This window comes from Nocardia implantans (assembly GCF_035544775.1).
GTDB classification, from domain to species: domain Bacteria; phylum Actinomycetota; class Actinomycetes; order Mycobacteriales; family Mycobacteriaceae; genus Nocardia; species Nocardia implantans.
This window is the reverse complement of sequence record NZ_JAYKYQ010000006.1, coordinates 1-13,447: the sequence shown is the minus strand read 5'-3', so window position 1 is coordinate 13,447 and position 13,447 is coordinate 1. Positions and strand designations below refer to the sequence as shown.

Annotated in this window: 14 protein-coding genes; all 14 read left to right on the top strand. The window is 66.6% G+C overall.

Annotation, left to right across the window (positions count from 1 at the left end; all coding sequences use genetic code 11):
- Positions 1–308 precede the first annotated feature (308 nt).
- The 14 genes from U3653_RS15560 to murA all read left to right on the top strand — a co-directional run bounded on the left by U3653_RS15560 (position 309) and on the right by murA (position 12,893).
- On the top strand, positions 309–977 hold the full coding sequence (locus U3653_RS15560) for an L-threonylcarbamoyladenylate synthase (protein ID WP_195080651.1): 669 nt from the start codon (positions 309–311) through the stop codon (positions 975–977).
- Positions 974–2,131: a glycosyltransferase family 4 protein gene (locus U3653_RS15555; protein ID WP_195080605.1), complete on the top strand. Its 1,158-nt coding sequence runs from the start codon at positions 974–976 to the stop codon at positions 2,129–2,131. The genes U3653_RS15560 and U3653_RS15555 overlap by 4 nt, the downstream gene beginning before the upstream one ends.
- An 11-nt stretch (positions 2,132–2,142) precedes the next feature.
- Positions 2,143–2,598: a Cg1360 family ATP-synthase-associated protein gene (locus tag U3653_RS15550; RefSeq protein ID WP_195080606.1), complete on the top strand. Its 456-nt coding sequence runs from the start codon at positions 2,143–2,145 to the stop codon at positions 2,596–2,598.
- A 290-nt stretch (positions 2,599–2,888) separates the two neighbouring features.
- Positions 2,889–3,716, top strand: a complete 828-nt coding sequence (gene atpB, locus U3653_RS15545) for a F0F1 ATP synthase subunit A (RefSeq protein WP_195080607.1) — start codon at positions 2,889–2,891, stop codon at positions 3,714–3,716.
- A 78-nt stretch (positions 3,717–3,794) separates the two neighbouring features.
- Positions 3,795–4,043, top strand: a complete 249-nt coding sequence (locus U3653_RS15540) for an ATP synthase F0 subunit C (RefSeq protein ID WP_039796339.1) — start codon at positions 3,795–3,797, stop codon at positions 4,041–4,043.
- Positions 4,044–4,048: 5 nt separating this feature from the next.
- Positions 4,049–4,609 (top strand): F0F1 ATP synthase subunit B, encoded by a 561-nt coding sequence (locus tag U3653_RS15535; protein ID WP_067811460.1) that lies wholly within the window; start codon positions 4,049–4,051, stop codon positions 4,607–4,609.
- A 19-nt stretch (positions 4,610–4,628) separates the two neighbouring features.
- Positions 4,629–5,438: a F0F1 ATP synthase subunit delta gene (locus U3653_RS15530; protein ID WP_195080608.1), complete on the top strand. Its 810-nt coding sequence runs from the start codon at positions 4,629–4,631 to the stop codon at positions 5,436–5,438.
- A 54-nt stretch (positions 5,439–5,492) separates the two neighbouring features.
- On the top strand, positions 5,493–7,130 hold the full coding sequence (gene atpA, locus U3653_RS15525; protein ID WP_067811466.1) for a F0F1 ATP synthase subunit alpha: 1,638 nt from the start codon (positions 5,493–5,495) through the stop codon (positions 7,128–7,130).
- Positions 7,131–7,256: 126 nt separating this feature from the next.
- Positions 7,257–8,228 (top strand): F0F1 ATP synthase subunit gamma, encoded by a 972-nt coding sequence (locus U3653_RS15520; RefSeq protein ID WP_067811469.1) that lies wholly within the window; start codon positions 7,257–7,259, stop codon positions 8,226–8,228.
- Between the two features lie 51 nt (positions 8,229–8,279).
- Complete coding sequence (gene atpD, locus U3653_RS15515; protein WP_067811471.1) at positions 8,280–9,728, top strand: F0F1 ATP synthase subunit beta; 1,449 nt, start codon at positions 8,280–8,282, stop codon at positions 9,726–9,728.
- Between the two features lie 6 nt (positions 9,729–9,734).
- Positions 9,735–10,112 carry a F0F1 ATP synthase subunit epsilon gene (locus U3653_RS15510; RefSeq protein WP_159839198.1) on the top strand — a complete coding sequence of 126 codons (378 nt, stop codon included), beginning with the start codon at positions 9,735–9,737 and terminating at the stop codon, positions 10,110–10,112.
- Between the two features lie 254 nt (positions 10,113–10,366).
- Positions 10,367–10,789, top strand: coding sequence for a DUF2550 domain-containing protein (locus U3653_RS15505; protein ID WP_067811477.1), 423 nt, complete (start codon positions 10,367–10,369; stop codon positions 10,787–10,789).
- Positions 10,790–10,846: 57 nt separating this feature from the next.
- The gene (locus U3653_RS15500; protein ID WP_195080609.1) at positions 10,847–11,428 is read left to right on the top strand and encodes a cob(I)yrinic acid a,c-diamide adenosyltransferase; all 582 of its coding nucleotides are present in this window, start codon (positions 10,847–10,849) and stop codon (positions 11,426–11,428) included.
- Between the two features lie 205 nt (positions 11,429–11,633).
- Complete coding sequence (gene murA, locus U3653_RS15495) at positions 11,634–12,893, top strand: UDP-N-acetylglucosamine 1-carboxyvinyltransferase (protein WP_067811483.1); 1,260 nt, start codon at positions 11,634–11,636, stop codon at positions 12,891–12,893.
- Positions 12,894–13,447 lie beyond the last annotated feature (554 nt).

The window sequence follows — 13,447 nt, the reverse complement described above, 5'->3', positions numbered from 1 at the left end:
CGCGACCTCCACGCGGCACCGCGCAACCGAACAACGGCGGGGGTGCGAGACGATGGCGTGCGGTGCGGCGGAGTACGGATCCAGGCATGGTTCCGAGCCGCAAAGGTCGCGTCGAGGACGCTCCCGATGCGCGGCGGCAGCCGCCGCATCCCACGTGACAACAGATTTCGTACGCACATGGGTAACTCGCCGGGCACGCTCAGAACTCGCTCGGCACCCGGCGCAAGACCTGAACGCAACTCTCGTTTCACCCCACTAGTACGGCCTGAGTTCTCGGAGAGGCGGCCCAGCATGCCAGGATGGTTGCCGTGAGTACCGTCTACGACTGCGCGGATCCCGACTCGCGCGCCGCCGGACTGTCCGCAGCCACCAGCGCCCTGAAATCCGGACGGCTGGTCGTGCTGCCCACCGACACCCTGTACGGGCTCGGCGCCGACGCGTTCGATTCGGCCGCGGTGAGTTCGCTGCTCGCGGCCAAGCGCCGCGGCAGGGACATGCCGGTCCCGGTGCTCGTCGGTTCCTGGCACACCATCGACGGCTTGGTGTTCTCGGTGCGCCCGCAGGCGCGCGAGCTGATCCGGGCGTTCTGGCCCGGCGGTCTGAGTCTGGTTGTGCAGCAAGCGCCTTCGCTCGCCTGGGATCTCGGCGACACCCGCGGGACGGTGATGCTGCGGATGCCGCTGCACCCGGTCGCGCTCGAACTGTTGCGTGAGGTCGGTCCGCTGGCGGTGTCCAGCGCCAACGTGTCGGGGCAACCGCCCGCGAAGACCGCCGCCGAGGCCCGCGAGCAGCTCGGCGACCTGGTGGGGGTGTATCTCGACGGCGGCCCTGCCGAACACGCGGTCGCCTCGACCATCGTGGACCTGACCGCCGACCAGCCGCGGATCCTGCGCGTGGGCGCGGTGCCCGTCGCCGACATCGCCGAGGTGCTCGGCATGTCGCCGGAAGCGCTCAGCGGCGCCGCCCAGCTCGGATGATGGGTTCGAGCGCCGTCGTCCCGCTCCGGGAGCTGCTCGTCGTGCTGCTCATCTCCGCGGTGGTGACGTTCCTGGCCACCGGTGGGGTGCGGGTGCTCGCGATCGGCTTCGGCGCGGTGGCCGTGCCGCGTGACCGCGACGTGCACGTCAAACCGATTCCGCGGATGGGCGGCGTCGGCATGTACATCGGCGTGGTCGCCGCGGTGCTGTTCGCCCACCAGCTGCCCGCGCTGCGCAGCGGCTTCGACTACAAACCCAATATCCCGATCGCCGTGCTGGTGGCCGCCACGATCATCGTGCTGGTCGGCATCGTCGACGACCGCTGGGGGCTCGACGCGCTGACGAAGTTCGCGGGTCAGGTGACGGCGGCGGGCGTGATGGCCGTCATGGGCCTTGGCTGGTACGTCATCTACAACCCGTTCAGCAACACCACGGTGGTGCTGGACGGACTGCAGGGCGGTCTGGTCACGGTCGCGGTCACCGTCACCCTGGTCAACGCCATGAACTTCGTCGACGGTCTGGACGGCTTGGCGGCGGGTTTGGGACTGATCGCCGCGCTGGCGGTCTTCGTGTTCTGCCTCGGTCTGATGAACGAGCAGGGCGGCTCGGTCGACACCTATCCGCCCGCGCTGCTCGCCGCGGCGCTCGCGGGTGGCTGCCTGGGATTCCTGCCGCACAATTTCCAGCCCGCCCGCATTTTCATGGGCGACTCCGGCTCGATGCTCATCGGATTGATGCTGGCCGCGGTCTCGACCGGCGCCTCGGGGCGAATCCCGCTGCAGGGATACGGCCCGCGCGACATCGTCGGTCTGCTTTCTCCGCTGTTGCTGGTCGGCGCGGTGATGTTCATTCCGGTGCTCGACCTGTTGCTCGCCATTGTGCGCCGGGTGCGCGCCGGCGTGAGTTTCTCGACGCCGGACAAAATGCACCTGCATCATCGCTTGCTGCAGATCGGTCATTCCCATCGGCGCGTGGTGTTGCTGATCTATTTGTGGGTCGGCGTGCTCGCCTTCGGCGCGGTCGGCACCTCGCTGATGGATCGCAGGCTGGTCGTATTGCTGATGGCGGGCGGGCTGGTTTTCGCGTTGGTGATCACCGCCGTTCCCGGGCTGCGGCGTGGGGACCCGGCGGGCGACGGATCGGCGTCCGGGTAAAGTCGGCGGCTGTGAGCTTCACACCCAGACCCGTCCCCGGCCCCGACGCGCCGCTGCGCTCCGCGCTGCGTTACGGACTGATCGGCCTGGGCGTGCTGGTGGTCCTGTCGGTCGCGCTCGGCGCGGCCGTCTCGGGTGTCCCCGGCGTCTGGGGCGCGGTGCTCGGCGCCGCGATCGGCGGTGGCTTCATCCTCACCACCGCGGCCGTGGTGCTGTTCGGCGCGAAACTGCCGCCGAGCACCGCTGGTCTGGTCATGCTGGTCAGCTGGGTGCTCAAGCTCCTGGTGGCGCTGATCGTCGTCGCGATCCTCCAGCGGTTCGACTTCTACGACCGCGTCGTCCTGTTCTTCACCGTGGTCGGCGCCTTGATCATCGTGCTCGGCGCGGAGACCTATGGCGTTGTGCGGCAGAGGGTTCCGTACGTCACGACGACCGACTCCGAACCCGCGTCCGGTACTCGGGAGTAACGAAAACCCCCACCCCCTACACGCTGTCGTAGATGACTTGGTAAAGTGTTGGTAAGCAAGCGACCAAGTCGGGGATCAGTGAGGGGTCACCGCCGAGATCCCCTGCATGGGTCGCTATGCTTACTGCCGTGCCGGGCTCCGAGGGGTGTTCCGGTTCTGCATGTCGACGAATGTCGCCGACACACGTACAGACGCCTGGTGGATTTCGAACCACCGCACAGCTGCTGACGAACTTCGAGCCGACCTGAGTCGACCCAAATTGATCGTCAATGTCCGATCGAACCGCGGGAATGACCGTACCCGCGGCCCGAACACGGGAGAGAACGCTGAGCGTCACCACTCTGGCGGCCGAGTTCCACGCGCCGTCGCTTACCGACTTCTTCCCTCCAGCTGTGCTGTTCGAGGGAACGCCGTTCGAACTCGATCGATTGATGCTGATCCGCATTCTGATGACGGCCGTTCTCGTGGTCGTGATGGTGCTGGCATTCCGCTCGCCCCGGATCGTTCCGCGCGGCCTGCAGAATGTCGCCGAAATCGGCCTGGTCTTCGTCAAGGAGCAGATCTGCGACGAGGTTCTCGGCAAGGAAACGGGACGGAAGTTCTTCCCGCTGATCGCGACGATCTTCTTCACGGTCCTCTTTCTGAACTTCTCGGGTGTCGTTCCGGGGTTGAACATCTCGTCGAACGCCCGAATCGGCATGCCGCTGGTGCTGGCCGTCATCGCGTACCTGGCGTTCAACTACGTCGGTATCAGGAAGTACGGCTTCTTCAACTACATGCGCAGCAGCATCGTCGTTCCGAACGTTCCCCCCGCGCTGCACGTGCTGCTGATTCCGATCGAGTTCGTCTCGACCTTCATCCTGCGCCCGTTCACGCTGACCGTCCGACTCATGGCGAACATGCTGGCCGGCCACATCATGCTGGTGCTGTTCTTCAGCGCGACCTGGTTCTTCCTGTTCGACGCCACCGCGTGGATGAAGGTGTTCTCGCCGTTCTCGCTGCTGGCCGGACTCGGATTCACGCTCTTCGAGCTGTTGGTCATCTTCCTGCAGGCTTACGTGTTTGCGCTGCTGACCGCCGTATACATCGGACTCGCACAGCACGCGGCCGATCACTGACCCGACCGACACAACTACCGGAAACCTGCTACACCACGCCGACCGGCGGGTGAGCAACAGAAAGGGAATGGAAGACTCATGAGCCTCGCTTACCTGGCCCAGGAAGCCGCCACCAACGAGAGCACCTTCAAGGGCCTGGGCGCCGTCGGCTACGGTCTCGCCGCGATCGGCCCCGGCATCGGCGTCGGCATCGTCGTCGGTAAGGCGATCGAGGGCATCGCGCGTCAGCCCGAGCTGCAGGGCACGATCCGCACCAACATGTTCCTCGGTATCGCGTTCACCGAGGCCCTCGCCCTCATCGGTCTCGTCGCCGGCTTCATTTTCTGATTCCGATGTACGAGTCAGTTTTGCTCGCGGCGGCGGAGGGAGAGGATGTGAATCCTCTCGTCCCCGAAACGTACGACATCGTCTGGTCGATCGTCTGCGTCGTCATCATCGCGGCCCTGTTCTACAAGTACGTGGTCCCGCGCTTGATGAAGACGCTCGACGAGCGTTCCGAGAAGATCGAAGGCGGCATCGCTCGCGCGGAAGCCGCGCAGGAAGAAGCTCAGCTCACCCTGCAGCAGTACCAGCAGCAACTGGCCGACGCCCGGCTCGAGGCCGCGCGCATCCGTGAGGACGCGCGCACCCAGGGCCAGGAGATCCTGGCGCAGATGCGCTCGGAGGCCCAGGCCGAGGCCGACCGCATCATCGCGGCGGGTCACACCCAGCTGGAAGCACAGCGCCAGCAGATCCTGACGGAGCTGCGCCACGAGGTCGGCCGCACGGCCGTCGACCTGGCCGAGAAGATCATCGGGCAGTCGGTTTCGGACGAGGCCAAGCAGGCGGCCTCGATCGACCGGTTCCTCGACGAGCTCGACCAGACCGACGCAGGCATCGGGGTCGGAAGGTAACGACGCGAAAGTGAGAAGCATGTACGCAGCGAGCCGCGAGGCCAGTGCCCGGTCTCGGGAGGCGCTTCGGGCCGCTCTGACCGGAAGCGACAGTGCTGCGGCCACGACGGGCTCGGAACTGTTCGCCGTTGTCGCCGTGCTGGACGACCAGCGTTCGCTGCGTGTGGCGCTCGCGGACGTGTCGGTGCCGGGTTCCGTGCGCGCGGAACTCAGCGAGCGGGTTTTCGGCGGCAAGGTCAGCGCTGCCACGCTGGCAGTGCTGACCACCGCGGTGGCCGAGAACTGGTCGCGCACCTCCGACCTGGTGGACACCTTGGTGTTGCTCGGCCAGGAGGCGTTGCTGGAGTCGGCGGCCCAGCGCGGCCGGATCGAAGCGGTCGAGGACGAGCTGTTCCGGCTCGGCCGGATCATCAGCGACAATCCCGAGTTGGAGCAGGCGCTCTCGGACCGGTCGCAGCCGGCTTCGGCCAAGGGCGAGCTGGTCCAACGGCTGCTCGCGGGCAAGACGGAGCCCATCACCCTGACCCTGGCGGAGCAGGTGGTGACCAGGCAGCGGTCGGGCATCAGCGCCGCCTTCGACGAGCTGTCCGACCTCGCGGCGGCGCGCCGCGATCAGATCGTCGCGCACGTGCGCGCCGCGATCGGGCTCACCGAGCAGCAGCGCGACCGGCTGGCCGCCTCGCTGCGGCGCATCTACGGCAAGGCGACCACGGTGCACATCCAGGTCGACCCGAGTTTGCTGAGCGGAGTCGTGGTGCGCGTCGGTGACGACGTGATCGACGGCAGCGCCATCGGCCGACTGGAGAAGATGCGCAGGGCCCTGACCTAGCGCGCTTCCACCACCCCCGACATTCCAGACCCAGACAGCGAGAGCAGGAAGAACATGGCGGAGCTGACGATCTCCTCCGACGAGATCCGTAGCGCGATCGAGAGCTACACCAAGAGCTACACCCCCGAGACCTCCATCGAAGAAGTCGGTGTGGTCACCGACACCAGTGACGGCATCGCGCACGTCAGCGGCCTGCCTTCGGCGATGGCCAACGAGCTGCTCGAGTTCCCGGGCGGCGTGCTCGGCGTCGCGCTGAACCTCGAGGACCGTGAGATCGGTGCGGTCATCCTCGGCGAGTTCGCCGAGATCGAGGAGGGCCAGGAGGTCCGCAGGACCGGTGACGTGCTCTCGGTTCCGGTCGGCGACAAGTTCCTCGGCCGCGTGGTGAACCCGCTGGGCCAGCCGATCGACGGCCTCGGCGAGATCGAGTCCGAGGAACAGCGCGTGCTCGAGCTGCAGGCCGCGACCGTGCTGGAGCGCCAGCCGGTCGAGGAGCCGCTGGCCACCGGCATCACCGCGATCGACGCGCTGACCGCCATCGGCCGCGGCCAGCGTCAGCTGATCATCGGCGACCGCAAGACCGGCAAGACCGCGGTCTGCATCGACGCGATCCTGAACCAGAAGGCCAACTGGGAGACCGGCGACCCGACCAAGCAGGTCCGCTGCATCTACGTCGCCATCGGCCAGAAGGGCTCCACCATCGCGGGCGTGAAGGCCGCGCTGGAGCAGCACGGCGCGCTGGAGTACACCACCATCGTCGCCGCCCCGGCCTCCGACTCCGCCGGCTTCAAGTGGCTGGCCCCCTACACCGGTTCGGCCATCGGCCAGCACTGGATGTACCAGGGCAAGCACGTGCTCATCGTGTTCGACGACCTGACCAAGCAGGCCGAGGCCTACCGCGCCATCTCGCTGCTGCTGCGTCGTCCGCCGGGCCGCGAGGCCTACCCCGGTGACGTCTTCTACCTGCACTCCCGTCTGCTGGAGCGCTGCGCGAAGCTGTCCGACGAGCTGGGCGGCGGCTCGATGACCGGTCTGCCGATCATCGAGACCAAGGCCAACGACATCTCGGCGTTCATCCCGACCAACGTGATCTCCATCACCGACGGCCAGGTGTTCCTCGAGTCCGACCTGTTCAACAAGGGCGTCCGCCCGGCGATCAACGTCGGTACCTCGGTCTCCCGCGTCGGTGGCGCCGCCCAGACCAAGGGCATGAAGAAGGTCGCCGGTTCGCTGCGCCTCGAGCTGGCGCAGTACCGCGAGCTGGAGGCGTTCTCCGCCTTCGCCTCCGACCTGGACGCGGCCTCGCTGGCTCAGCTCGAGCGCGGCGCCCGCTGGGTCGAGCTGCTCAAGCAGGACCAGTACTCGCCGGTGCCGGTCGAGGACCAGATCATCTCGATCTACCTGGTCGACCGCGGCCACTTCGACTCGATCCCGGTCGCCGACATCCGCCGCTTCAACGCCGAACTGCTCGAGGATCTGCACCGCAGCGCCGCCGACGCGTTCAAGGCGATCGAGGGCGGCAAGGTGCTCGACGGCGAGGCGGCCGAGCAGGTCGAGGCGGCGACCAAGAAGTTCCTCGGCACCTTCCTCACCTCCGACGGCACCCCCGTGGTGAACGAGGCCGAGGCGGGTCAGCTCGACCACGAAGAGGTCGAGTCGCTGTCGGTGACCCGCAAGCACGTCGAGAAGTAACGCGAGCCGGCAAATGCGCTATTCGATCCGCGGCGGACGCGACGGGCAGGGAAGTGGAAGCGACCACTTCCTGCCCGGCGGACGCCGCCCATCCCACGCAGCGAATGAAGGGAGTGTGAACCGCTGATGGCAAGTTTGCGTGAATTGCGCTCCCGCATTCGTGGTGTGAATTCGATCAAGAAGATCACCAAGGCCCAGGAGCTGATCGCGACCTCGCGCATCTCCAAGGCCCAGGCGAGGGTCGCGGCCGCGAAGCCGTACGCGGAGGAGATCACCAAGGTCCTCAGTGAGCTGGCGAGCGCGTCGAAGAACCTGTCGCATCCGCTGCTGACCGAGCGTCCCAACCCGCGCCGGGCAGCCGTGCTGGTGATCACCAGTGACAGCGGCATGTGCGGTGGCTACAACTCGAACGTGCTCAAGCGCGCCGAAGAGCTGATGACCACCCTGCGCGACGAGGGCAAGGAACCGGTGCTCTACGTCATGGGCAACAAGGGCCTGACGTATTACGCCTTCCGCAACCGTCCGTACGTGTCGGCGTGGACCGGGTTCTCGCAGCAGCCGAAGTACACCGATGCTTCGTCGGCCTGCCACCACCTGGTCGATGCCTTCATGGCGGGCTCCGACGGGGCCGTGCCGGCTCCGAACGGCACGGGTGACATCGCCGGTGTCGACGAGCTGCACGTCGTGTACACCCGCTTCGTGTCGATGCTGACGCAGACCCCTGAGGTGCGCCGCTTGGCGCCGATCCAGGTGAGCTACGTCGACGAGAACTTCGACCTGGGTGAGGACATCGTGTCGGATTCCCCGACCGCGGACGTCCACGCGCAGTACGAATTCGAGCCCGACGCCGATGTGCTGCTGGCGGCGCTGCTGCCGAAGTACGTCAACACGCGCATCTACGCGTCGTTGCTCGAGGCAGCGGCATCCGAGTCAGCGGCTCGGCGCACCGCAATGAAGGCCGCCACCGACAACGCCAACGAGCTCGCGAGCGTGCTCCAGCGCGAGGCGAACTCGGTGCGTCAGGCCCAGATCACGCAGGAAATCAGCGAAATCGTCGGCGGCGTGAACGCGCTGGCGTCGAGCTCGGACCGCGACTAAGCGCCTGCGGCTCCCGAGAGCCGCACATCGACACGGAGAGAACCAACACCAATGACCGCAGCTGTCACTCAAGACAACACGAGCCGGACCGGCGGCGCCGCAGGTCGCGTCGTCCGGGTCATCGGCCCCGTCGTGGACGTCGAGTTCCCGCGCGGAGCCATCCCCGAGCTGTTCAACGCTCTGCACGCCGAGATCACCCTGACCTCGGTGGCCAAGACCCTGACCCTCGAGGTCGCCCAGCACCTCGGCGACAACATCGTGCGCACCATCTCGATGCAGCCGACCGACGGCCTGGTCCGCGGCGCCACCGTCACCGACACCGGCAAGCCGATCTCGGTGCCGGTCGGTGACGTGGTCAAGGGCCACGTCTTCAACGCGCTCGGCGACTGCCTGGACACCCCCGGCCTCGGCCGCGATGGCGAGCAGTGGGGCATCCACCGCAAGCCGCCGTCGTTCGACCAGCTCGAGGGCAAGACCGAGATCCTGGAGACGGGCATCAAGGTCATCGACCTGCTCACCCCGTACGTGAAGGGTGGCAAGATCGGTCTGTTCGGTGGCGCCGGCGTCGGCAAGACCGTCCTGATCCAGGAGATGATCACCCGTATCGCGCGGGAGTTCTCCGGCACCTCGGTGTTCGCCGGCGTCGGCGAGCGCACCCGTGAGGGCACCGACCTGCGCCTGGAGATGGAGGAGATGGGCGTCCTCCAGGACACCGCCCTCGTCTTCGGCCAGATGGACGAGCCGCCGGGCACCCGTATGCGCGTCGCCCTCTCGGCCCTGACGATGGCCGAGTACTTCCGCGACGTGCAGCACCAGGACGTGCTGCTGTTCATCGACAACATCTTCCGGTTCACCCAGGCCGGTTCCGAGGTCTCGACCCTGCTCGGCCGCATGCCCTCCGCCGTCGGTTACCAGCCCACGCTGGCCGACGAGATGGGTGAGCTGCAGGAGCGCATCACCTCGACCCGTGGTCGGTCCATCACGTCGCTGCAGGCGATCTACGTGCCCGCCGACGACTACACCGACCCGGCTCCGGCGACCACCTTCGCCCACCTCGACGCGACGACCGAGCTCTCCCGCCCGATCTCGCAGAAGGGCATCTACCCGGCCGTCGATCCGCTGACCTCGACCTCCCGCATCCTGGAGGCCTCGATCGTCGGCGACCGGCACTTCCGGGTGGCCAACGAGGTGAAGCGGATCCTGCAGAAGTACAAGGAGCTGCAGGACATCATCGCCATCCTCGGTATGGACGAGCTGTCCGAAGAGGACAAGGTGCTCGTCGGCCGCGCCCGTCGTCTGGAGAAGTTCCTCGGCCAGAACTTCATCGTGGCCGAGAAGTTCACCGGTCAGCCGGGTTCGGTCGTGCCGCTCGAGCAGACCATCGACGACTTCGACCGGGTCTGCAAGGGCGAGTTCGACAACTACCCGGAGCAGGCCTTCAACAGCTGCGGTGGTCTCGACGACGTCGAGGCGGCCGCCAAGAAGATCCTCGGAAAGTAGTCACCGATGGCGGAAATGTCAGTCGATCTCGTCGCGGTCGAACGCCTGCTCTGGTCCGGCCAGGCGACGTTCGTCAGCGCGCAGACCACCGAGGGCCAGATCGGCATCATGGCCGGCCATGAGCCGCTGCTCGGCCAGCTGGTCGAGGGCGGCACCGTAACGATCGTGGACACCGATGGTCAGCGGGTCGTCGCCGCCGTGCACGGCGGCTTCTTCTCGGTGACCGCGAACTCGGTTCGGGTGCTCGCCGAGTCGGCGGAATTCGCCGACGAGGTGGACGTCGAGGAGGCCCGCCGGGTGCTGGCCGACTCCGACGCCAGCGAGGAGCAGCAGCGGGCCGCGCAGGCTCGGGTGCGCGCGGTCGAGCAGACCGCGAACGCCTGACCACAACCTGTTATCGAGAACGATCGCTGTCGGCGGTGAAGCCTTCTTCACCGCCGACAGCGTCGTTCAGGCGAGTCGGACACGGCCGGGGCATTTGTAAACTCGGGGCCGTGATTGAATGACCGCACGCGGTGTACGCATCGGGCTCGGCGGCGGAAGCCTGCTGACCACGAAGATCTTGTGAACATCGCCAGTGGAATACCGTGTGGATCACACGGCGGCGGAGCGAAGGGACGAACGCATTGCAAACCGGGATGGTTCTCCTGATCATTCTGGTGCTGACGCTCGTGTTCCTCGCCCTCGCTTCGACTTACCGCCTGATCATGCTGCGGCGCGGCGGAACCGCCGCGATTCTGCGTGTCCTCCCCGCTCGCGGCGGTCAGGGGTGGCGGCACGGACTGATCCGCTACGACGAGGATCGTCTCGTCTTCTTCAAACTCACCAGCCTGAAACTCGGCCCCGACTCCACTATTCAGCGGCAGGGCATCGAGATCGGCGATCGCCGCGGTCCGCGCGGCGACGAGTACGACATCATGACCGACGACATCGCCGTGATCGCGGTGTCCGACCGCGCGGGCGACTTCGAGCTGGCCCTCGACCGCGACTCCTTGACCGCTTTTCTCTCCTGGGTGGAGTCCCGCCCCTCCGATCGCACCCGGCGGATGCCGGGCCTGTAGTCCCCGGTCCGACGGCCATCGGCAGTCCGAGCCCGCCGCGCCCGTTAGGGTTGTGCTGTGAGCGTGCACTTGACCCGGATCTACACCAGGACCGGCGATGACGGGACCACGGGATTGAGCGACTTCTCCCGGGTCGCGAAAACCGACCCACGCTTGGTCGCCTACGCCGACTGCGATGAGACGAACGCCGCCATCGGCGTCGCGATCGCCCTCGGCCACCCGGACGAAACGATGCTCGCGGTGCTGCGGCAGATACAGAACGATCTGTTCGATGCCGGGGCCGATCTCTCCACCCCCGTGGTCGCGGAGCCGAAGTACCCGCCGCTGCGGGTCACCCAGCCCTACATCGATCGGCTCGAAGCATGGTGCGACGAGTTCAATTCCGGGCTGCCCGCGCTCGATTCGTTCATCCTGCCCGGCGGTACGCCGCTGGCGGCGCTGCTGCACACCGCGCGTACGGTCGCCCGCCGCGCGGAGCGCTCGGCCTGGGCGGCGATCGAGACCCATCCGGAGGACACCAACGTGTTGCCGGCCAAGTACCTCAATCGCCTCTCGGACCTGCTGTTCATCCTGAGCCGGGTGGCCAATCCCGGCGGCGATATCCTGTGGAAGCCCGGCGGAGAACGGCCGGGCGTCTGATCGCGTAGCACCGCCAGGCGAGTACCCGAACGATCACTGGGTATGGCCAGCCAAGGTCTCGCAGATCGCAGTACGCCCATCCCGCGGCACTCGCTCCAACGGCGAAAACGTCCGGAGGCGAGGGGAGTCGTGGAGAGGCGGCACCGTAGTGCGCCGCCCCAACTATCCTTGCACCAACAGTGCGCCGAATACGCGGAGAGGCGGCATGGAACGGTTTTTGGTTACCGGCGGAAATCGACTCGTCGGTGAGGTCACGGTGGGGGGCGCCAAGAACAGCGTCCTCAAACTGATGGCCGCTGCGTTGCTGGCCGAGGGCACCACCACGATCACGAACTGTCCGGACATCCTCGACGTGCCGCTGATGGGTGATGTCCTGCGCGGACTCGGCTGCGACGTGACCATCGACGGCGGCGTGGTCAGCATCACCACGCCCGCCGAACCGAAGTATCACGCGGACTTCCCCGCGGTGACCCAGTTCCGCGCGTCGGTGTGCGTGCTCGGTCCGCTGATGGCGCGGTGCAAGCGCGCCGTCGTCGCGCTGCCCGGCGGTGACGCCATCGGCTCCCGCCCCCTGGACATGCATCAGGCCGGTCTGCGCCTGCTCGGCGCGACCAGCGAGATCGAACACGGCTGTGTGGTGGCCAAGGCCGACGAGTTGCAGGGCGCTCGGATCCGCCTGGACTTCCCCTCGGTCGGCGCGACCGAGAACATCCTCATGGCGGCGGTGCTCGCCGAGGGCGAGACGGTGATCGACAACGCGGCGCGCGAGCCCGACATCGTCGATCTGTGCAACATGCTCGTGCAGATGGGCGCGCGGATCAGCGGTGCGGGAACTTCGGTGCTCACCATTCAGGGGGTCGAACGTCTCCACCCGACCACGCACCGCGTGATCGGAGACCGCATCGTCGCCGCGACCTGGGGCATCGCCGCCGCGATGACCCTCGGCGACATCCGGGTCACCGGCGTGAACCCCAAGCACCTCTCGCTGGTGCTGGACAAGCTGCGGTCAGCGGGGGCACGCATCTCTTTCGAGCAGGACGGCTTCCGGGTGGTCCAGGCCGAGCGTCCGCGCGCGGTCAACTTCTCCACCCTGCCGTTCCCCGGTTTCCCCACCGACCTGCAGCCGATGGCCATCGGGCTCGCGTCCATCGCGGACGGCACCTCGATGATCACCGAGAACATCTTCGAGGCGCGCTTCCGGTTCGTGGAGGAGATGATCCGGCTCGGCGCCGACGCGCGCACCGATGGGCACCACGCGGTGGTGCGCGGGATCCCGCGGTTGTCGAGTGCGCCGGTGTGGTCGTCGGACATCCGGGCCGGCGCGGGTTTGGTCCTCGCGGGCTTGGTGGCCGACGGGACCACCGAAGTGCACGACGTCTTCCACATCGACCGCGGATATCCGAATTTCGTCGAGCAGCTGCAGGCGCTCGGTGGCGATGTCACGCGGGTCGGCGTCACGGATTGAGCGCCGCGGCGTTCGGGTCAGTGGGCGAGTTACCGAAAGTGTTCCGCAAAACGCGCGCTGACCAGGGGATTTGACATGGTGCACGCAGACACGTAACTTATTCCAAGTCAGAGCGACACGGACACCGACCCGGGGCCCAGGAGCTGAGCGGAAACGCTGAGCGAGAGGCCAGGGAAACGAGGTAGGACGAGGAGCGCCTGACGATCACACTAGCTCGAACGAGGCCCCAGTTTGCAACTGGGTTCACGGCTGAGCTAAGCTGGAAAAGTTGCTTCACCGATCAATCGGCTCAAACCGAACGATGGTGTGTGCGTGTGTTCTTTGAGAACTCAATAGTGTGTCGATGAATGTCAGTGCCAATTATTTTTGGTTTCGGCTCTTCATACCCCCGTGTGGAGGGTCGGACATTTTTAGTCAGCTAATTTCCGGCTGGCGATTGTTTTGCTGGGTTTTCGGACTCTGGTTTTTGATCTGATTGCATCTTTCGGGGTGTGATTGTGAGTCTTCAACGGAGAGTTTGATCCTGGCTCAGGACGAACGCTGGCGGCGTGCTT